General features: G+C 62.7%; 18 protein-coding genes and 1 pseudogene. 8 read left to right on the top strand and 11 right to left on the bottom strand.

Annotation, left to right across the window (positions count from 1 at the left end):
• Positions 1-106 precede the first annotated feature (106 nt).
• The 5 genes from HYG82_RS40625 to HYG82_RS40605 form a co-directional block, all read right to left on the bottom strand.
• Positions 107-985 carry an ATP-dependent ribose-1-phosphate kinase gene (locus HYG82_RS40625; protein ID WP_179263854.1) on the bottom strand — a complete coding sequence of 293 codons (879 nt, stop codon included), beginning with the start codon at positions 983-985 and terminating at the stop codon, positions 107-109.
• A gap of 185 nt (positions 986-1170) precedes the next feature.
• Positions 1171-1380: a hypothetical protein gene (locus HYG82_RS40620; RefSeq protein ID WP_179263852.1), complete on the bottom strand. Its 210-nt coding sequence runs from the start codon at positions 1378-1380 to the stop codon at positions 1171-1173.
• Between the two features lie 120 nt (positions 1381-1500).
• The gene (locus tag HYG82_RS40615) at positions 1501-2322 is read right to left on the bottom strand and encodes a DUF63 family protein (RefSeq protein WP_179263850.1); all 822 of its coding nucleotides are present in this window, start codon (positions 2320-2322) and stop codon (positions 1501-1503) included.
• Between the two features lie 150 nt (positions 2323-2472).
• Positions 2473-3558, bottom strand: coding sequence for a ribose 1,5-bisphosphate isomerase (locus HYG82_RS40610; RefSeq protein WP_179263848.1), 1086 nt, complete (start codon positions 3556-3558; stop codon positions 2473-2475).
• Between the two features lie 277 nt (positions 3559-3835).
• Entirely contained in the window at positions 3836-4225 is a 390-nt protein-coding gene (locus tag HYG82_RS40605; RefSeq protein WP_179263846.1) for a hypothetical protein, read from the bottom strand.
• A 587-nt stretch (positions 4226-4812) separates the two neighbouring features.
• Here HYG82_RS40605 and HYG82_RS40600 point away from each other — a divergent pair.
• From HYG82_RS40600 to HYG82_RS40590, 3 genes are all read left to right on the top strand, one after another.
• Positions 4813-5478, top strand: a complete 666-nt coding sequence (locus HYG82_RS40600; RefSeq protein ID WP_179263844.1) for an HD domain-containing protein — start codon at positions 4813-4815, stop codon at positions 5476-5478.
• Between the two features lie 457 nt (positions 5479-5935).
• Positions 5936-6601: a deoxyribose-phosphate aldolase gene (gene deoC / locus HYG82_RS40595; protein WP_179263842.1), complete on the top strand. Its 666-nt coding sequence runs from the start codon at positions 5936-5938 to the stop codon at positions 6599-6601.
• Between the two features lie 53 nt (positions 6602-6654).
• Positions 6655-8133 (top strand): HPP family protein, encoded by a 1479-nt coding sequence (locus tag HYG82_RS40590; RefSeq protein ID WP_179263828.1) that lies wholly within the window; start codon positions 6655-6657, stop codon positions 8131-8133.
• A 29-nt stretch (positions 8134-8162) separates the two neighbouring features.
• On the opposite strand, the gene HYG82_RS40585 is transcribed toward HYG82_RS40590, so the two are convergent.
• Both HYG82_RS40585 and HYG82_RS40580 read right to left on the bottom strand, forming a co-directional pair.
• Positions 8163-9347, bottom strand: coding sequence for an NAD-binding protein (locus tag HYG82_RS40585; RefSeq protein WP_179263826.1), 1185 nt, complete (start codon positions 9345-9347; stop codon positions 8163-8165).
• 121 nt (positions 9348-9468) lie between these two features.
• Complete coding sequence (locus HYG82_RS40580; RefSeq protein WP_343233076.1) at positions 9469-9768, bottom strand: hypothetical protein; 300 nt, start codon at positions 9766-9768, stop codon at positions 9469-9471.
• Between the two features lie 366 nt (positions 9769-10134).
• On the opposite strand from HYG82_RS40580, the gene HYG82_RS40575 reads away from it, so the two are divergent.
• From HYG82_RS40575 to HYG82_RS40560, 4 genes are all read left to right on the top strand, one after another.
• Positions 10135-11403, top strand: coding sequence for a DUF8167 domain-containing protein (locus HYG82_RS40575; RefSeq protein WP_179263824.1), 1269 nt, complete (start codon positions 10135-10137; stop codon positions 11401-11403).
• Positions 11404-11515: 112 nt separating this feature from the next.
• On the top strand, positions 11516-12805 hold the full coding sequence (locus tag HYG82_RS40570; protein WP_425495426.1) for a TrkA C-terminal domain-containing protein: 1290 nt from the start codon (positions 11516-11518) through the stop codon (positions 12803-12805).
• 31 nt (positions 12806-12836) lie between these two features.
• The gene (locus HYG82_RS40565) at positions 12837-13121 is read left to right on the top strand and encodes a ubiquitin-like small modifier protein 1 (RefSeq protein ID WP_179263820.1); all 285 of its coding nucleotides are present in this window, start codon (positions 12837-12839) and stop codon (positions 13119-13121) included.
• Positions 13122-13236: 115 nt separating this feature from the next.
• The gene (locus tag HYG82_RS40560) at positions 13237-14211 is read left to right on the top strand and encodes a M48 family metallopeptidase (RefSeq protein WP_179263818.1); all 975 of its coding nucleotides are present in this window, start codon (positions 13237-13239) and stop codon (positions 14209-14211) included.
• A gap of 24 nt (positions 14212-14235) precedes the next feature.
• Here the strand turns inward: HYG82_RS40560 and HYG82_RS40555 are convergent, their stop codons facing one another.
• The gene (locus tag HYG82_RS40555) at positions 14236-15189 is read right to left on the bottom strand and encodes a GNAT family N-acetyltransferase (RefSeq protein WP_179263816.1); all 954 of its coding nucleotides are present in this window, start codon (positions 15187-15189) and stop codon (positions 14236-14238) included.
• Between the two features lie 161 nt (positions 15190-15350).
• Positions 15351-15818: a DUF5518 domain-containing protein gene (locus HYG82_RS40550; protein WP_179263814.1), complete on the bottom strand. Its 468-nt coding sequence runs from the start codon at positions 15816-15818 to the stop codon at positions 15351-15353.
• 207 nt (positions 15819-16025) lie between these two features.
• Between HYG82_RS40550 and HYG82_RS40545 the strand changes: the two genes are divergently transcribed.
• Entirely contained in the window at positions 16026-16676 is a 651-nt protein-coding gene (locus HYG82_RS40545) for a hypothetical protein (RefSeq protein ID WP_179263812.1), read from the top strand.
• Positions 16677-16709: 33 nt separating this feature from the next.
• Here HYG82_RS40545 and HYG82_RS40540 read toward each other — a convergent pair.
• Positions 16710-17022: pseudogene (locus HYG82_RS40540) on the bottom strand (GNAT family N-acetyltransferase); the annotation flags it as partial.
• 127 nt (positions 17023-17149) lie between these two features.
• Positions 17150-18430, bottom strand: coding sequence for a Glu-tRNA(Gln) amidotransferase subunit GatD (gatD, locus tag HYG82_RS40535; RefSeq protein WP_179263811.1), 1281 nt, complete (start codon positions 18428-18430; stop codon positions 17150-17152).
• Positions 18431-18624 lie beyond the last annotated feature (194 nt).

Raw genomic sequence — 18624 nt, 5'->3', positions numbered from 1 at the left:
CGGCCCATCCCATATAACTACCGTCAGACAGCAAGGGGTGAGAACCGCACGACTGCGATACGCTATCGGCGTTGACTAACCGATAAATAGGTTCTGGTCACGATCGCTACCTGAGCAGGTCCTCGACCGCGTCGAACGTCGGTGCGCTCCGCGCGCCGTTCCTGCTCGCTGTGAGCGCACCGCAGGCATTTCCGTACGCCAGTGAATGGGCGATATCGCCACTGTCGAGCCACGTCGAGAGAAATCCAGCGGCGAACGCGTCGCCCGCACCGGCCGTATCGACCGGGTTAATATCGAATCCCGGGTGAACGACGGCACCGTCAGGCGTGTACGCTTCCGCGCCGTCGGCCCCGCAGGTGACGACCACGATTTGACCCTCGGCCGTCTCGTCGGCTCGGCCGTCCCCGAGCAGCGCCGTGGCTTCCCGATCGGTGACGAAAATGACGTCGGCGAGTCCGAGAGCCCCGCCGAAATCCCGATCGGCGAGTCGACGACCCGGATCGAAGCTGATCGACAATCCGTCCTCCGTGGCGATTCGCGCAATCGCAGCCGCGGTGTCTGGGCGCTGTCCTGTGAGGTGGACGTGGTCGGCCCCGCGGATACGTTCGGGCTCGAGGTCATCCGGCGTGATGGCCTCGTTGACGCCGTCGTTACCGAGTATCGCGACTTCCCCCCTCTCGTCGACGAGCAGGTACTTGACGGCCGTGTCGGCCCCCTCGACGACGCGTACGCCATCCAGGGAGACGCCCGCCGCCTCGAGTTCGCGGCGTGCGAGCAGGCCGTTGTCGTCATCGCCGACGCTGCCGATCAGTTCGGTCTCGACGCCGAGGCCAGCGAGTGCAGAGGCAACGTTGGCTGCGCTGCCCCCACCGGACTGGCGCTGCGAGCGGATCGACGCCTCACCGTCGGCTTCGGGGAGCCTGTCGACGCGAAGGGTCACGTCCCAGTTTACGTGGCCGGCGGTGAGTACCGTTACCGAATCCATTCGACGATACCGGGAGGACGGTGTCGGCCGGCAAAAATCTAGTGACGAGCGACGGTGATCGACTCGTGACGGTTCCGGTACGTACGGGGGAGCCGACGAACGACTCCTGCAGGAGCTGCTCCCATCGGAGACGGCTGAGCGACCAGGGACGCCGAGATGCCGACTGATCGGTGCCGTCTACAAAACTACCCGCGAGTGTGGACGGCGGTGTACAGTATCCAGAGCAGAATCGGCCCGATTGCGGGAAACGCGATCGAGAGAACGAACATCACACTCGTCCACTCGTCCGGACGAGTACTGTGCTCGCTCGCTTCGCGGTACATTCCGACCGTCGGAATCCCGACCATTCCGATTGTGACCAGTATCAGCAGTATCAAATGTATAAAATCAGCCATTTAGTATATATTATAAACTGCCATATTATATATTTTTGTCAGCTCTGGTGGGGCAGTGTCTCTGTCGCCAATACGTAATCGAAAACTGCTACAGCGCCGATTGTTCGTCTTCGCCGACCTTCAGGCGACGGCGAACAACAAGGTATTGTGAACGGCCGGCCCGAGGCCGACCGCGGCGACCAGCGCGAGGATCGTCCGTGCCTGCTGTGGTCGTTCATCGACGTACTCCCGGAACAGTCCGAGGATGACCATCGCGAGAACGACCTTCACGAGGACGAACAGCCAGCCGGCGCCGATGTACTCGGCGGAGGGCAGCGATTCGCTGGTCTGGAGGATCAGCAGCGAGAGTGGAACGTCCTCGCCGACTCCGATGATGTCGTAGCCGATTGCGGTCGTGACCCCGTCCAATGCGTGTCCGAAGACGACGAGTGCGCCGGTTGCGCTCGTCGTCGTGGCGACGTCAGTAAACCAGAGACTCAGGGCGACCCAGGCGATGGCAGTGACGATACCGGCGACGACGACGCTGATGACTGGCCAGAACGGCTCGAAGGTCCCCATCTCGACACTGCGAAAGATGGCGAACATCGAGAAGACGCTGAAAAATGCCGTCCCCGTGATCCCGACGAATCGGTGAACCGTGGGCTGGAGTCCCCCGACGTGGAGAAAGACCGCGATGACCCAGACGATTCCCGCCACGATCGCCGTCACTGCGTATACCATCGGGGCGCTAAACAGAGGAGCGATACTCTCCGGAAACGCGTCCAATTTGTACAGAACATGGAGGCTCGAGCCGAACATCATCCACGGTGCAAACGCCAGAACCGTAAAATCCGTCACCGGCGGCTCGATCGCCCACAACAGTGCAATGACGCTCCCGAGAATCACCACGACCGGAACCAGCAGGTACCATGGCGGGACGACGAACCCCTCGGGTAATACCATAGGGGTACTACCACACACCAGTGACTAACACTTTCCGGTTGGTGAAATAATCAAATTTTCATCTATTTTCTCGTCGTGTGTTAGCGGAGACGGTACGGACCGCCAGTCAAATTTCTGGCAGGTTTTGGCCGTTCTCCACTTTCGGTTCTGTCAGGCCTCCCATGGTTCGTCGATCATCTCGCCAAACAATTCCCGCATGAGTGTCACGATGCTTTCGGGCGGAAACTGTCCGTGTTCGGTCACGATCGCGTCGACGTACCGCGGCGGCGTGACGTCGAAGGCGGGATTTTCGACGGCTAGCTCGGTGCCGGTCTCGAAGGCAGCGTCTGTCTCGGGGGATCGCACGTCGGTTTCGCCGTCCTCGGCTGTAATCGTCTCCGGTGGCCTCTCATCTTCACGTCTCTCTTCCGCTCGGTCGTGGTCGTTGCCGGTGATCGCGCCGCGCTCGACGTCCGTGAGTATCTCCGTTTCGTCGCGCATCTCGATCTCGACGCTGTGGCCCGTCAACGTATCCGGATGGAGTTTGATCGTTTGAGCCGCGACCATCACGGGAACGCCCCGCTCGCGGGCGTTGACTGCCAATCCACTCGTCCCGATTTTGTTGATCACGCTGCCGTCCGCCGCGATGCTGTCGGCCCCGACCAGGACGTGATCGGCGTCGTCCAGATATCGCCGCGCCGCGTTGTCCACGATTAGCGTCACCGGTACTCCCCACTGGCGCAACTGCCGCGCCGTGATATGGCCTTGCTTCCGGGGGCGGGTCTCCTTGACGATCGCCTCGAGATGCTTGCCGCTTTCGAGCGCCGCTTCGACGCACGCGAGGGCGTCCGTCGAATGGCAGTGAGTCATGACGGTGTCGCCGTCTCGCAGGCGGTTTGCGCCGACGTCGCCGAGTTTGTCCTGAGCCTGTGCGAGATTGCGCTGGAACGACTCCGCGCTGGCGATCGTCGTCGACCGGAGGTCGGCGACCGTATCGCCGTCCATTCCCCGCAGGACGTACCGAAGAGCGTTCGGGAGGCTGACCGCAGTTGGCCGGGTCTCGTAAAGCGTTCTGGCGGCGGCACGAAGTTGGCGCCGGAATGCTGGTGCGTTCTCAGCCTCGGACTGATCGGCCTGGGTCGCCAGTGCCGCCGCCGCAGCGTCGGCGATCGTCGCCGCCCCGCGAATCCGCATCGCCGCGATGTCGTCGGCGGTGGATTCGACGGCCGGGACGACGCTGGGTTCGGCATCGGCCATGGGATCGAGTTACATGGCGCGGCTGAAAAGGGTGCTGTCCGCTGAGACCGGGAGTGAAGTACCTCGGTGTCAAGGGGTTCGAGAGACCGACGGTCTCTCGTCATCACGAAACGGCGACGCCGTTTCGGACGGCCCCGAGGCACTCTCGCTGTATCTCTGTAGAATCCACCGTGGCTGCCTGACGCGTCCGGCGAATCGCCACGGCGGCCGGGTGCCAGTAGTCACCGTCACGACCCCAGTCGAACGATGGGGCGGTACTCTCGGCGGTCGGGCTCTCTCACTCCGGGCGATGCTCTCGATACGCGACAATCGTTTCCGTAAGCAGATACCCACCGACGATGAGAACGAAAAACGCTGCCGAGACTGCCTCGAGTGTGATAGTTCCGATCGTTCGGTCACCGGCGTAGAGAACGAGTACTCCGCCACTGAGTACTGCGCCGAGCATCGCAAGGTACCGCCACCGTGCGTCGGATGGAACCATCCCGTCATCTCCGCGGATCGCGAGATAGAGATGTCCACCACCGAAGAAAATTGCATAAAAGAGTACGAGGACCGCGGTCGCAGCAGGTCCCGTTCCATCCCCGATATCGAGAGCGCCGGCGACGAGCAAGACGACTACTGCGAGGTACACCGCACCGAAATGCACGACCGTCTCTTGAGAAACCACATCATATAACCCATCAGAATAATAATAAGTGTTACGAAAATTATAGTGAGTTTAACCTGTCAGCCGACTCGCGTCGACGGATAGAACCGACAGCGACGACTCTGTAGCGAGGGCTGGTTCGCCCCAACACGTGGTCCGCGGAGCAGAGTCCCACCGCAACTTCGGCAGCGTCGGAAAACGGATGTCCGGCGAACACCCTCAGTCCCCTACTCGGTCCGATCCCAGGCCCCTTCGCAACGATCCCAGGCCCCTTCGAAACGATCCCAGGTCCCTTCGAAACGATCCCAGGTCCCTTCGAAACGATCCCAGGTCCCTTCGAAACGATCCCTCGTGACCTGACAGCGACAGGGGCCGTGTTGGTGACGGAGGGTGCCATATCGTACGACCTGCGCAACCGGGTCAACAGATCTCTCTCGAAGGCAGCGACATCGCTGGGAACGGCTCTCTGATTCCGCCGGCCACGCGACCCCGCCGCGAGTACCGCCCCTCTAACGAGCTCGCCGACCGAAGAGTACGTTCGTTTCGTCCTGCATAACGGGAGTTTCACAACCACTATACCGGCTTCGGTTTGACCTCTCACGCGTCCTATGACCCAGGAAGTAGGTCCTCTTGCTCGAACGTTGTCGCTGCCGTATTACGAAGACGCTCTGCCCGCGCACGATCGGTTCCACGCCACTCGGGTTCGCGATTTATCGGTTCGGCTGGCAAACGAGTGCGAACGACCCGTTCAGAAGGACGTACTCGCTGCTGCAGCGTGGTTACACGACATCGGTCGTCCGCGAGAACGAACTGGAGAGATCGACAATCACGACGAATGGGCCACGGCGGAAGCGGCGGCGCTTCTCGAGGCCGAAGCGGTGTCGTCCGAGCGGATCAGCGCCATCACCCACTGTATCCGAACGCACAGTATTCGATCTAGTTCCCCGGAGCCGGAGTCGCTCGAGGCGAAATTACTGTTCGACGCCGACAAACTGGACGCTACTGGGGCACGCGGTATCGTCCGTCTTGCCTGTATCGTCGGCGAGAGATCGGGAAAAGCGGGCGAAAAGTTCGCAATAATCGACGACTCGTCGGCGTCTGAAACGTCGTCAATGGATCGTCCGGATATCACTCTCCTCCGAGAGTGGGCACGGGAACGTCTGGATCACTTGTATACGTCACCTGGACGTCGTCTCGGTAAGTCGCGATGGCGTTTCATGGACGAGTTTTTCACACGGTTCGAGAGCGAAATCGGTGTCGACGGGGACCGATAACGCAGTTCAGTTGTGTCGATGCCGTCACGAGGAGCCGGTGGAGACGAAACGGCCGCTCGAGAATCCGCCCTCGTAGGCAGGTAAACACGTACTGCTGTCGTGGTACCACGAGAACGCCACGCCGATCCCAGCCGACTCGAATGCACGAAATCGAACTGCGGTTCGCTCGGCTCACGGTTCCCGTTGGTTACCGTTCGCTTTCGAGGCCGAGCGAAGTGATGCCTCGTACCGCTCACCGCAGTGTAGCGTGGGCCAGCGCGGACTGGATTCCCAGTTCCACACGATGCCAGCCGACGCGACGATCGGGCGGCTTCTCCGGTCGACGCGACGAACGGGCGGCTTCTCCGGTCGATGCGACGAACGGGCGGCTTCTCCGGTCGACGCGACGAACGGGCGGCTTCTCCGGTCGACGCGATGATCGGGCGGCTTTTTCCCCGCTCGGCGAGTCGACTCGCGTATGAACCGCAGCGAACTCGCTCCCCTGATCGACCATACCGCCCTTGGCCCCGAGACGACTCCCGCCGACGTCAGGAACGTCCTCGAGGCGGCAACGGAACACGGAATGAACGCCTGCATTCCGCCGTACGCCGTCGAGGAGGCGGCAGAGTACGCGCCCGACGTTACTCTCGCGACTGTCGTCGGCTTTCCACACGGCCAACATAGCCACGAAATAAAGCGCCGCGAGGGAGTCACGGCCTGGCAGGCCGGCGCTGACGAACTCGACGTGGTAATCAATGTCGGCCGCCTGCACGCGGGCGAGGACGACACCGTCAGGGCCGAAATCGCGGAACTGGTTGCAGCGGTTCCGATCCCGGTGAAGGTGATCATCGAGACCGCACTGCTGACCGACGCAGAAAAGCGCCGGGCCTGTGAAGCCGCGGTGGCGGCTGACGCGGCGATGGTGAAGACGTCGACCGGATTCGCAGGGAGCGGTGCGCCGCAGAAACGCCGTGGGAACGGTGGCGCAACCGTCGACGACGTCGACCTTATGAGCGAGTATCTTCCCGTCAAGGCAAGCGGCGGGATCAGCAGCTACGACGACGCGATGGCCATGCTCGAGGCCGGTGCCGACCGGATCGGTGCCTCGAGCGGCGTGGCGATCCTCGAGGGAGCGCCAGAGTAAGCCGCTCGAAGCCGAATAGTTTAGGTCGATCGGAGCCACATTCAACGGAGAGAATGCTCGAGGGAGTGCGGGCGCAGTTATACGCGCTCGCGAGGCGACTTCGGCGGCTCGAACGGCGAGAACTGGACGCTCTCTTCCGGTGGATCGAGCAGACGGGGAACCTCCTGCATGTCTCAGTGCTGGTGTTCGTCCCGCTTTTGATTGCCGTAGTGACGTGGCTGTCGAACGTAACCGCGGCTGTCTCGTTTCTCCTGTTTCCACCGCTTGCCTCGGGAACGTACACCCTCTTTGCCGACCCGGAGGGGAAGTACGCGACACCGTGGAAGTTCGTCGGCGGCATGACCGTCGGCGCCTGCTGTGGGTGGTTCGCACTCGCACTCACGGCCACTCTCGGCCTGAACGCCGGCGGGATTAGCACGTCTGGTGCTGCTTTCAGCGTGCTCTTTACCGGCATCTGCACCTGGGTACTCGACCTCGAGGAGCCGACGGCCTTTTCGACGTCCCTGCTCGTCCTCGTCACCGGGAACGCACAGTTCGCGTACGTCCTCGGGATCGTCGTCTCGAGTTCGTTCGTCGCCGTCGCGTTCGTCGTCTGGCGATCCCGGTTCTACGAGCAGCGCGCCCGATATCTCTACGGGACGACCGGCGGAGACGATCACGTTCTCGTACCGATGGCCGATGGCGACGAGACGGTTGCCCGCTTCGCCGCGTCTATCGCCAGCGCACACGACGCCGGGAAAGTCGTCCTCTTCGACGTCATCGACGAAGCCACGGCGGAGCGAGATGACGATTCCCCGTCGGCGGATCGTGAAAGCGATCGATCCGTCGCCGGTCACGAATCCCAGACGAGCGTCGACCGCGACGGCGAAACCGAGACGACCGCAACGGAACGCGTCGCCAGCGACGTCGGGCACCGCCTCGAGTCGCTCGCGACGGATCTCGAGGCCGCGTACGGCGTCCCGTGCGAGGTCGTCGTTGCGGCCGATGGCGGGCTTTCCGCGCAGATCGTCCTCGAAACTGCACGGCGCCAGAACTGTGATCTCATCGTCACGCCCTACGCCGAGGACGACCGCGGTGCCCTCTCGTCGTTCATCAGGGGACTATTCGACAGCGAGATCGACGTCATCGCGTTCCGCTCGAGCGGAGAGCAACGGCGGTGGCGCCACAGTCTCGTGGCCGCCCGAGGCGCCGGCGACACCGCCCGGGCGATGCTCGACTTTGCGATCAGGGTAACCGAGACCGGCCGGACGGTCAGCGTCTGTACCTGTATCGATACCGAGTCGAGACGGCGCACGGCCGAAAACACGTTGGCGAACCTCGTCGACGCGTTTTCGGGCCCCTTCGAGACGCACGTCGCTAACGCATCGGTCCAGGCCTATCTGTCGCGTGTCGCACCCCGGTACGACGTGGTCTTCGTCGGATCGAGTACGGACCGATCGGCCGCCTCGCGATTCGTCTCGCCGCCGACGTTCAGAAAACTTCGTGACCTCGAGGCGGACATTGCGATCGTCCACCGAGGTCGTCATCGATAGGCCGCGGTCGCCTTCGACGGTGGCGGCTATCATTCGCTCTCGAGGATCCGATCGACTACCCCGGTCTCGTCGCGGCCCAGCGCCGATTGAACCAGCAGATGCCCGCCGAGCTGGGCGGGGCTGATGACCGTGTCCGCGCCAGCCCGCTCGAGTTTCTTGACGTTCTCGCGGTCGGTCGCGGCGGCGACGATCCGCGTATCAGCCGCCAGTTGACGTGCGGTCAGGACCGTCAGTGCGTCCTCGGCGTCGTGGTTCGTCGCGACGAGGATCGCGGCCGCACGATCGATCTTCGCGCGACGGAGCGGTTCCTCGTCGCTGGGATCGCCGATGACGACAGCGATGCCCCGTTCGGAGAGTGCGGTCGCGGCTTCGCGGTCGGTGGTGACGACGACGAACTTCCGGCCGCTATCCGCGAGTTCGTCGACGATCGGTTCCGTCAGTTCGCCGTAGCCGAGCACGAGGATGTGCTCGTCGAGTAATTGGAGCTGTGATTCGGTCATCTTTCCGAGTGTTTTCGAGATTCGATCCTGGATCAACGGGCCGACGAGCGCCCCGATGGCGATACCGAAGCTGGCGACGCCCAGGACGAGAACGGACATCGTAAACAGCAGTCCCTGAACCGACTCCGGGTTCGGCGTGACGTCGCCGTAGCCGACCGTACTCGAGGTGATCAGCGTAAAGTAGAACGCGTCGAGGATGTCGTTGATGCCGTCGAAGTGATCCCGGAGTGCGTAGCCGCCGATGGTGCCGTACAGCTGGACGCCGACGAGTGCGGCACCGGCCGCTATCTGCGTCGTGGTGAGCGAGAGCGATTTGTCGAACCGGTCGTAGGTCAGCAACAAGAACGGGATCGAGACGACCGAGAGGGCGACCAGCGGGAGCGAGTATTGACTCGACTGGAGGAGTCCCTGTGCCGCAGTCAACGGGAGCAAAAGCAGCGTCGCCCACCACCCAACCCTGAGGCCGCGCCGGAGTGCGAGCGCGCTGCCGACCATCGTAAATCCGGTGAGTGCCCCGGTGAAGGCCGCGGCGCTTTGAATCGCTTCGGGAACGTATCGGTGGAGGGGACCCGGGTTCGGGTTCCAGATGTTGAGAACCGCGGTGGCGACCGAGAGTAGCGCGACCAGTAGAACGAGGCCGACGGCCATTTGCGTCGTGAGGACTCGCCGCCAGTTTTCAGGCAATCGTTCCCGAAGCGACCGGTCGCCGACCATACACACCGCAGTGGTCGGTATTAGTTAAACGTCTTCGTCTTCATCCGCGGACAGCCGCCCGAGATCGAAATCGGACGAGTACGATCCGTAGACAAAGGCCTGACAGTTCAGCGACCGACGGTCACCAGCACAGGCGAGTGTTCGACCACCCTATCAGCGACGGTGCCGACGAACAGCCGATCGATCTTATCGCCCCGTTGCTCCCCAGCAGGACCGCGTCGTAGTGGTTCGCGCGACGGACGATGTCCTGCGCCGGGCGGCCGATCGCGACCACGGTGTCTATCTCGGCATCGCGGGCGGCGACCAGCCCGCGTGCGCGATCGAAGACCGACTTGGTGCGCTCTTTTGCTGCTGTTTCGACGTCTTCCTCGAAGGCGATACTCATCGCTTCGCCCATCATCACGGACGGCTCCCCGATCACGGTGATGACGGAAACCGACGCGTCGGGGTGGTTCTCGAGTGCGTATCGAGAGCGCGTTCAGACATCGCTGAGTCGTCCATCGGAACGAGAACGCGAGAGAGCATACTGACGCTTCGACGAATGCCCGGGCAAATCTCACTCTGCCGATCGATTCGGCCGCAGTGGACGAGCCGGCGGCCGCAGTCTGTGACTCCGCACGTAACCGACGGCAACGCCTCGAACGAGCGCACGTCCGCGACCTGTGATATTACTCGACGATCCGCGATAATTTACTCACCGGTCCGTGTCAAGCGCCCGGCGACTGCCGTTCGGACCGACAACGACCCGTGCGGTGCAACTTTAACGATTCCGCGCCACCGCCCTACCATGCAATCGCTTCCGGTCGAAGTGTTGCTCGGCATCTATCTCGGACTCCTGACCGGTATCGTCCCCGCGTTCGTCGCCGGCGCGCTGGGCTTTCTCGTGCGATACTTCTCCGGCGTCACGTTGCCGGGATTCGGTGTCGTCGTCCTCGCGCTGTCGATCGCCAGCGTCCAGGGCGGCCTACTCGGACTCGTCGAACCGACCATCGCCCAGTCGCCGCGGCTGCTGGTCGCCGTACTGGTCGTCCTTATGCTCGCGCTCTACGCTCACAACCAGGGTGACAAACTCGGAGCCGAACTCCCCCGGCGCCTTTCGCTTACCTCCCTTCGACAGCGAACCCTCTCGGCCGACGTAGTGGAACTCGTCGGCTCCGTCGGCCAGGTGACGGTTCGACCAGCCGGCGAGATCTTTGACATGGAGGGCTACCCGCCGCTCTCGCCCGACCTCCGCCAAACCCTCAAGGCTGGATCGTGGCGACTTCCCGCCGATCTTCCCCTCTCGGAACTCGAGTCCCGCCTCGAGGAACGACTGCGAACCGATCACGATCTTGCTGACGTCGACATCGCCATCAACGAGCGGGCGCGGGCGACGATCACCGCGGCTCCGCCCTCCGGAAACCTCTCGCGACGCGTACCGGCGGGCAAGCGCGCCGTCTCGCTTGCCACGTTACTTCCGACGGGGCTTGCCCGCGGTGACGAGGTAATCGTCCGAGCAGCCGAGCGCTCGATCACCGGGACGGTCCTCAGCGCTCGGACCGAGATCGACGACGAACAGGACGCGGCTTCCGTCTCGCAAGATCCTGCGACCGACGAACTGGCGACCGACGGCGGCGAAGACGTAGAATCAGCCGTTCCCGAAGCGACCCCATCTGCTTCGACAGCCGGCGGGCCTGGTCGCGTCACCCTCGCGGTCGCTCGCCGGGACGTAAAACCAGTCCTCGAAGTCGAATCGCCGCAGCTTATCGTCCGCTCTCGCGGGACCAGCCGCGAGTTCGAGGCGTTCGCATTGGTCAAACGCGAAGGGTACGCGATCCGACGGCTCACCGTTGGCGCGGCCGGAACGGATACCGCCGCCGACAAACCGGCCGCGAACGCGTCGACAACCGACGTGACGGTCCTCGCGGTGCGACGACACGGAAGCGAAACCGGCGGTCGGCGCCACGGGTGGGTTTTCGGTCCCGGCATCGAGCGCCCGCTCGAGACCGGCGACGAGGCATTCATTGCGGGACCGGCGGACGCAACCGAGGCGTTCGTGGAGGCGCTTACACCATGATCCGATCCGTGCACGACCGTCGGACAGTCCAACCTAGTGTCGCCTCTCTCTGGACGATCCGATCACCCACGAGCGCTCTGGCTCGTCCGGATAGCGGTGGTGACTGTCCGTGATAGCTCCCCTCGTCTCCCAGCCGGTCTCGACCGAGACGCTGCTCCAGGCGACCGTTCGAATCGCCGGATTCGCCCTGCTTGCGAGCGGAACGGCCGCCGCAGTGGCGTTTGCCTACCGCTGGTACAGCGCCAACGAAATCCCAGAGGGCGTCGCGGTCCTGACCGGGGCCACGGTCGTCGCGCTCTGGTTGAACACTCAAAGCGCGCTGCAGCGCGCGATTATCGGCGACACAGGATTGCTCGAACCCGGCACTGCAGTCTACACCGTCGCTGCGTTCGTCGTGAGCGCGATCGCCGCCGACACCGGGCGTCGGCTGGGCGATTTTCTGGCCCGTGACGTGTTTTCGGTCGCCTCACCGCGGACGATCACCGAGGTTACACAGCTCGTTCGTGCGGCCGGCCGCGTCGTCGCAGTCGATCTCCCCGCCGATATCGACGACATCGACGGCTACGATCCGGTCGACGAGTCCGTGAAAGCAGATCTCGCGGGCCAGACGTTCCTCTTTCCCCGCCGACTGACCGTCGACCAGTTGCGAGACCGGCTGACCACTCGTCTCGAGCGCGACTTCGGAATCGGCCACGTCGACGTCGATCTCGACGCCGACGGGACGGTCGACTATCTCGCGGTGGGGAGTCGCCCGGCGGGGATCGGGCCGACGCTCGCACCGGGGACCGTCGCCGTCGCGCTCGAGGGCGATCCAGCGGCCGACGCCAGTCCGGGTGACGCGGTCCGCATCTGGACGCGCGAGGAGGGGTCCGCACGGCGCGTCGCCAGCGGCGAACTGCGCGCGTTCGCTGGCGACGTCGCGACCATCGCGCTGGATGCCGAAGCCGCCCGCGATTTCGACCCCGACCGCGAGTACCGGCTCGTGACACTGCCGGGCAGTCCAGACGCCGAACGGGACCTCGTCTCGTTGCTCCGTGCGGCTGACGAAACGGTGACGACGATCGCCATCGAGCCGGACGACCCGCTCGCGGGGGTGGCGATCGACTCACTGCCGGTCCTGGTACTCGCACTCGAGCGCGACGGCGACGGCGACGGTGACGGCGACGAGCACCTCGTACTGCCGGACGACGACGTTCGGTTCGCGACCGGCGATGTCGCGTACGTCCTCGGTCGACCGGATGCACTGCGTCGTGTTTCCGAACGGACGCTCAATTTGCCTGCGGACGGTGAGCACGAACCAGACGTGAACCGAGCCGACGACCGGAACCGAAACTCGGATTTCGACCGCGAGGATCGAACGGGGGAGGGCGAGTCGGGCAGAACGCAGCCACCGGAGCGGTAGCTACTTGCCGTCGGCAGCGAAAGCGCCACGTATGTCCACGGAGTGGAAACTATTCGCCGATCTCGCCGAACGCGCCGGTGACAAACACGTGGCCGTCGACGCGGCGGCCGGAGACACGGTCGGAGACGCCCTCGAGGCCCTGCTCGACGAATCGCCCGATCTCGAGGATCGCGTTCTCGACGGCGATGGCGAACTACGGTCACAGATCAACGTGCTTCGCAACGGAACGAACGTTCTGGTCGAGGAGGAAGGGCTCGAGACGGAACTCGACGAAGACGACGAGCTAGCGCTGTTTCCGCCCGTCAGCGGCGGATAACTTCGACCGGTACCGGAAGCCAGCGGCGACGACACTGAGATGGCTGAGACGGACTGTGACGAACGAAACGGTATCCGTCGAATTGGGTAACTATAGTCGCTCGAAACGCCCGGCCGTGCGAGTCCGAACGACACTCGCCCTCGCTGGCCGGGCGATCGCCGCCTGCGCCATCGGCCTCGGAACGCTCGTTAGCCTCGGCTGGTCCTCGCAGTGCTCGGCGGCGCCGCGATCGGCGACATCGTCGTCGCCGCGGCCGGCCTCGCGATCGATCCGGGAACGGGCCCTCGTCGTCGCCTTGCTCCTTGGCGCCAGCCTCACGTTCGTAACGTGGGCCGCCGTCCGACGTATGGTCCGCCGCAGTCGGCGCCGACTGCTCCGCGAGACGGAGCCGATAGACCCCGACGGAACCGGACGCGTGGCATCATCGGCGTCGCGGCTCGCGGCCCAGTTCGATCTGCCGATGCCGGAACTCCGTTCCCACCCCGCGACGACGCCGATCGCGTGTACCACCGCTCGCGACGGAAAGACGGCCGTCGTCGTTTCCGTCGGCTTGCTCGAGGCAGTACCCGATGCGGAACTCGAAGCGGTATTCGCCCACGAGTTCGCACACGTGGCGAACGGTGACCAGCGGCTGATGACGTGGGTGCTCGTACCGCTGATCGCATCTGAGGAGTTCTACGAGATGATGCACGACGAGGACGAGTTCGATCCGCGCCTCCTTCCCTGGCTGGTGACCGGCCGTCTGCTGACTACCTGCTCGAGGCTCGGCGTCGGGTTGTTTTCTCGCGGACGGGAGTTCGCGGTCGATCGGGCGGCCGTCGCCGCGACTGGCGAACCGGACGGGAGTTCGCGGCCGATCGGACGGCCGTCGCCGCGACTGGCGAGTCGAGCGCGCTCGCGTCGGCTCTCGAACGACTCGACTCGCCGGCGGCGCGGCCGTCGGACGACCTGCGGAAACATGCCGGGCTCCGTAGACGCGCTTAATATTCTGCCGACGCTGGACCCGGCGCGCGATGGCGGCGGCGGGCTGCTCGCGACCCATCCTGCGACGGAGCGACGCATCGCGCGGCTCCGCCGACTGGTCGATTGACGGCGCGACGAACCGCGTTTGGGATCAGCGACCCGTGAGATCGATTCCGAGTACGAAATCCGGTTCCTCGGAGATCGTCGTCCCCGTCGCAGCGGCATCGGTGACGAACCGCGCCGTTTCGGGGATCAGGACGCGCGTCTCGTCTGCGCCGCAGTCGGCCGCGTCTCGAGCGATCGCGGCGAACAGCGAGCGGGCGGCGTCGATGTCCTCCCACGCGGCGAGACCGTATTCGGCCAGCGTCTCGGACCGGGATTCGGTCGCGTCGTCCGACCCGTTCGAGTCGTCGGACCCGACCTCGCGTTCGTCCGTTCGCGACCGGTAGCCGACACCCGCGAGCCCGTCGTCACCCTCGACCGCAAAGACGGCCGTCTCATCGCTCAGTCGGTCGAAATCCTGCCGGGTGAGTTCCCGGACGGCCCACGACTCGTCGGGATCGAGGCCGAGTCCCTGCAGGTGCTTGCGCGCGTCGCTGTGGGTCCAGTAGCGCCAGGCCGCCGTCGGATCGCTCGAGACCCTGCACGGCCCGTTCGCGTCCGAGTCGGGGTCTGGGTGGGCGAACCGGAACTCGGTGATCGGTTCGTAGCCATTCGCGCGTGCCGCCCCGAGAGAAACCGTGTTCCACGAAAAAATCATAACACGGCCGACGGTCGCGCCCTGCTCGCGACTCCATTCGAAGGTCGCGTCGTTCAGCCGACTGCTCACTCCCTGCCGACGGAAGTCCGGGGCGACGCGCATCCCCTGAAACCACGCCTCGTCCGACGAGAGCATCACACCCTGTACGATGCCAGCGACCTCGCCGTCGACTTCTGCGAGGACGGTTTTCTTGCCGGTCTCGTCGGACTCCTCGAGCCAGTCGTGGTAGATCCGCGGAATGTAGTCGCCGCCGCGCTCGGGCCAGAGGTCACTGGTGAAGGCAGCGACGGCCTCGTAATCGTCGTGTGTGGCGCGCCGAATTTCGATAGTGGGATCTAGGGACATCGCTCGTTGATCAGTAATATTGGACACGACCAGACGAGAAAAAGCTACGCGAACGATACAGCGGCAGCGACTGTTGTACCGTAGTTTCACTGCTTCTTATCGGAAAAGACCAAGATATTCACAGCCGAGGGCCCCTCTAAGAATGGGCAGTCCACATGTACTTACACTGACCACGGAGTGTACGAGACGGCTGAGGCCAGTGAATAGCCGATAAACCCACCTATTGCGCCTAATATCATCCCGATAAAAACTGTAGCCGGATAAATAATAATTGAACTACCGATTGTCCAAAGCAGTACACCGCCATCGACTTGGATCGTTGGTGTAAGCTCCACCATGAGGAAGAAATAGACGAGCGGGGCCAGAACGATAACAGGGATTGCACCCGCATATCCGCCGGCTTTCACGGCGTCCCGCCAGGAACTTGCATAGAGAAATCCGGCGACAATACCTCCAAGGAGTATTCCGTAGCGAACTGAGTACGGTTCTGTGCCCATGGCAGATACATTGTATTCAACGATAGAAGCGAAACAACCGACGAGCGTCCCCCAGAGAACGGCCGAAGAAAAGTGACCACTGCTGATGGAGTTGATAATGTCGGCCCAAAGTGAGGAATGCTGGTGGGTCATGGCCTTATTCTCTATTTTTCTTTGAGTGTATTTAAACCCTGGGGCAAGCGATTTCCAAGGATTTTTGCATCACAGACCCAAACATAACATATTAATAATAATTATTTTAGCATAGAAGTTGAAAGTAGAATATATTTTAAATGTATTTCTAATACTAATAATTTTATATAGAAACGAATAAATATAACTACTTCTATTGCTCCATATATGTCGGAAAAAAAGAGGGCCTCGAATCACTCCTCGGCAGATAGCGCTGAAACGATTCGTACAGAAGATGGTATAGGGCACAACCGCCGAGCGATGATGAAACTAGCCGCAGGAACTGGAGCCAGCGCTCTCGCTCTGCCCGGACTGGCAACAGCAGACAGAGATTCAAATTCCAAAAATATGGAGACAACATCACGAGGCCCCTCTCAGAAACCGCCACAGCGCCGGTACAAGTGGGTTGATGAAGAGTACCTTGTTGACCCCGAGGACAGGAATAAGGATGGGTGGGTCGAATTCGAAACGGGCACAACTGAGGGAATTTCTCTTCAGAGTCACAATCAAGACCCGGGTCAGCGGACCTTTGGTGGTGAGCTTGGAGTTAAAGGGCTTAGTATCACTCTTGAAGCTGTGATCGGCGATTGTGAAGGCGAGTTTACGGTCGGAGCCTTAGGCCAATCAACAACTCACACGTTAACGTGTTCTAATGCTTGCCAAAAGAATAGACTTGATGGAGGTGTTGCATACATCGAATATGATATTTGTTATGATTGGGATGTGAATGAACTCACATACGAGGTAAAAAGTTGTACTTGGCACTTTACAGGATGGTCGTGCGGACATAAAAAGATAGAATCGTTCATAACAAAATAACTCAGTGCAGGGCATACCCTATCCTCGGACTTACTCGAATGTCGCGTCGTTCAGCCGTCGACTCACGACACAGCGACGATCCCGCAGTAACACGTATCCCCTGAAACCACGCCTCGTCCGGCGAGAGCATCACACCCTGTACGATGCCAGCGACCTCGCCGTCGACTTCTGCGAGGACGGTTTTCTTGCCGGTCTCGTCGGACTCCTCAAGCCAGTCGTGGTAGATCCGCGGAATGTAGTCGCCGCCGCGCTCGGGCCAGAGGTCACTGGTGAAGGCGGCGACGGCCTCGTAATCGTCGTGCGTGGCACGGCGAATCGCGATAGCGGGGTCGGAATCGGGTTGCATCGTCCGTCGATCGGTCGACTCTCACGCAGTCCCGCCGGAAAGAGCTTCGCCGGATCAACTGGGAATCGATCGATGTGCGAGAGGGAAAGGGGAAACGAGACGGCCATCACTCGACTGCCGACACAGCCTACGTCCACGGAACCGACCGTTCCTGAATTTCGCCGGCCAGCGACGTTCCCATCGCCTCTTCGACGTCCGCAGAGTTCGCGAGCGCCCACATCAATTTGACCTTCGCCGTTCCCGGTAGCGTATCGCCGCCCTCGAGGACGCCCGCCTCGAGCAGATCTCGACCGGTGTCGTAGACCCGGTCACAGACCCGGCCGGAGAGACATTGACTGGTCATAACGACGGTCGTTCCGTCGTCGACGAGTTCCTCGATTCGGGGGATGAGATCGGTGTGGACGTGGCCGAGGCCGGTCCCCTCGATGATCAGGCCCTCGTTCCCCTCGACGACGTCGAGGAACGCGGGGTTCATGCCGGGCGTGAACTTGAGCAGTTCGACGTCCTCCTCGAGGCCGGTCTTTATGCTGAGGTCGACCGCTCCGCGCTCCTGATAGTCCCGGTGGAACGTGACCGCCTCGCTTTCGTAATCGACCTCGCCCAGCGGCTCCGCGCCGACGGTCTTGAAGGCATCCCGTCGGGACGTATGATTTTTCCGCACGCGAGTGCCGCGGTGGAGCGCACAGACGTCGTCGCTCTCGGTTGCGTGCATGCAGACCAGCACCTCCGCACAGTCACTTTTGGCCGCCTCGACGGCCGACACGGCGTTCATCACGTTGTCCGACGAGGGTCTGTCCGCCGAGCGCTGCGACCCGGTGAAGACGATCGGGACGGGTGTCTCGAGCATGAACGCGAGTGCCGCGGCCGAAAACTGCATCGTGTCGGTGCCGTGCATGACGACGATGCCGTCGGCGCCGGCTTCGATTTCCTCGGACACCGCCTCGGCGAGGTCCTGCCAGAGGGGCGGTTCCATGTTCTCCGACAGGATGTTGGCGACGACGCGGCCCCGGTAGTTCGCCCGACCCGCGAGATCGGGAACTGCTCGCAGGACGTCTTCGGCGTCGAACTGGGCCGTCACCGCCCCGGTACGGTAGTCGACCGTCGAGGCGATCGTCCCCCCAGTCGAAAGGAGCGATATCGTCGGCAGGTCGTCGTCGAACTCGATCTCGGAGCCCGCGTTTTCTCCTGCAGTCTCGGCTTCGGTCTCGTCCGGACCCGTCGCGTCCGTCCCGTCGATCTCGTAGACGTCCTCCGCGAGGACCGCCACGTCGGCCTCGTCACGGCCGACGCCGACGTTGTAACCGCCCTCGAGTTTCACCACGAGGTGTTCCTCCGTACTCGAGGGGAGCAACACACCCTCGTACGTGCGATCCGCACAGTCGACGCGAACGCGGTCGCCTGGATTCATGAGGGAGCGTTGCGCCCCGGCGGACTTGAAGGCACGCTTTCCGCGAAATGCAACTGTTGTCGTTTCGGGACGTCCGTCGGTTCGGTGCACGACAGTATTTTCATAGCCACTCGAGTCGGATCATACCTGGACGGACTGCGGTAGAGAAACGTCGTCAAACGCAACAAATAAACCGTCGACCGATTACATACGTG

This window comes from Natrinema halophilum (assembly GCF_013402815.2).
Taxonomy (GTDB): domain Archaea; phylum Halobacteriota; class Halobacteria; order Halobacteriales; family Natrialbaceae; genus Natrinema; species Natrinema halophilum.
This window is presented reverse-complemented; position numbering and strand designations above follow the sequence as displayed.